The following is a 1,344-nucleotide window of genomic DNA, read 5'->3' on the forward strand; positions in this document are numbered from 1 at the left end:
TACAGGCTCAGGCCGTTGATCTCGGTGGAGGTGACCTGACCACCGCGGAAAGTCTGCGGCAGGGACCGGCCATCGTCAGAGCGCAGGATCGGCAGCACCGGCATCCATTCGCCCACTTTCAGCTCGGTTTTCGACACCTTGGCTTTGAGTGCGACACCCAGGCGACCGAAGTCATCGGCCGGGTGGCCCCCGTCATGCACCGGCAACAATCCGGTATTGGCGGTGCCGCGACCACCGTCGAGCTTGAGCGAGTACATGCCCTGCACGTCTACACCGAAACCGACTGTGCCCTGGGTGAAGCCGGACTTGGCGTCGAGAATGAAACTCTGGGTCCATTCCTCGGCTTTGCCTTGGGCGTTAGCCGGGTTGGTGAAGTTGCGGTTGATGTAGAAGTTGCGCAGGTTGAGATTGACCTTGGCGTCCTCGACAAAACCCGACTCTGCGGCCAGGACGGGCAGGGTGGCGCCAGACAGGGCGATAGCGATAAGACTGGGGAATAAATGCTGTGTAGGTTTCATGGGCATGTCTCTAGTTTTTGTGGGCAAAGCGGGTCGCTGCCGCAACCTTGGGTTGCAGTCGGCACTGTGGAGCTGGACGGTAAGGCGATCGAAGGATCAGCCGGATGAGGCGGGGTCTATGGGCATGGCATCGAACCTGTTGTTATTGGTTTTGTGCTAGGGATGGTGAAGGGCCGGCTGGGATCGGTTCAATTGTCGTTTGCGGGTTTTGGGCGATTATCGAACGGCAAAAACTGATTGGATCTTTGTGGGAGTGAGCCTGATCGCGATGGCGGAGGGACAGTTTGCGGTGGTGTTGGATGTGCTGGCGTCATCGCGAACAAGCTCGCTCCCACAGGTTTTTGTATCGTGTGCGAATGTTGTGAACACCCGCAAACCTATGTGGGAGCGAGCCTGCTCGCGATAGCGTAGGGTCAGTTTGCGGCGATGTTGGATGTGCTGGCCTCTTCGCGAGCAAGCTCGCTCCCACAGGAGGAACGCGATCACCAAAAAATCAGGTCGGCTATAAGGCCGCCTCGCGGTGGGCGTTGATCTCGGCGCCCCGTTAACCACGCTGGCCGAACGCAGGCATTGCGCAGTGGGCACCTCGGCATGGATGCCGAGGTAGCCGCGCTGGGCCATGGATGGCCCTTCGCGGCGGCCCACGGAGCAATGCCGGAGTGAGGGCATGCCGAGCCTAGGCGAGGCTCCGAGTGGTGGGGCAGAAGCGCTTTGGTTACTTTCGCCTGGGCCGGCTTCCGGATTTTCGAAAGTGACCCGCCGTAAGGGCGGAACCCTAAGTGGCCGGGACTGTCAGAAATTTTGTGTTCGGGCATAACATGCTGAA

Annotated in this window: 1 protein-coding gene; it reads right to left on the reverse strand. The window is 59.7% G+C overall.

All coding sequences use genetic code 11. The annotated features are described in order from the left end of the window. Positions 1–518: OprD family outer membrane porin (locus tag MKS85_RS28755; protein WP_310663253.1), on the reverse strand; the 518-nt coding region annotated here is incomplete at its 3' end. Between the last annotated feature and the right edge of the window lie 826 nt (positions 519–1,344).

Source organism: Pseudomonas sp. JL2 (assembly GCF_031570495.1).
Taxonomy (GTDB): Bacteria; Pseudomonadota; Gammaproteobacteria; order Pseudomonadales; family Pseudomonadaceae; genus Aquipseudomonas; species Aquipseudomonas rhizophila.